1 protein-coding gene is annotated in these 414 nt (G+C 44.0%); it reads left to right on the top strand.

What is annotated here, in order from left to right:
• A partial coding sequence (locus AC1DLB_RS32255; RefSeq protein WP_477786566.1) for a hypothetical protein occupies positions 1–414 on the top strand: 414 nt, incomplete at both ends.

Here is a 414-nt window from a genome sequence, read left to right as displayed (position 1 = left end):
GGTAAGACGACCGCTCTAAGGTTGATGCAGGCTGCTTTGTCTATAGATATCGCTTCTCTTCTGGATATTAAATTCAGCAGTCTTAAAATTGAGGTTGAAAAAGATGGTGAGGATTACACCTTAGCCATCAATGCCTCTCCTGAAAAAATGCTGTTTAGGTTGAATGGTTGGGAATTCTCTTATACGGTTTCACCTTCATTCGGCTCTGGTGAAAGCCGTATTCAAGCATTTATTACGGGCGGTCGTAGTCGTCGTCATCTCGAAAACAATAGGCAAGAAATAATTAGAGAGGGTGGCCCTCTGCTTCATGGCTTTTTACGTGGAACAAGGCCAATGTTTTTGGGGCTAGAGAGGCGGCTTGGAAATTACCAAGACGATCTGCTCAGTGATGAAGTATTCGGTGACGAAGATGGT

Source organism: Pseudomonas sp. 05N434 (genome assembly GCF_056396965.1).
Note: the sequence above shows the minus strand (reverse complement) of the source record. Positions and strands in the feature narration are given on the sequence as shown.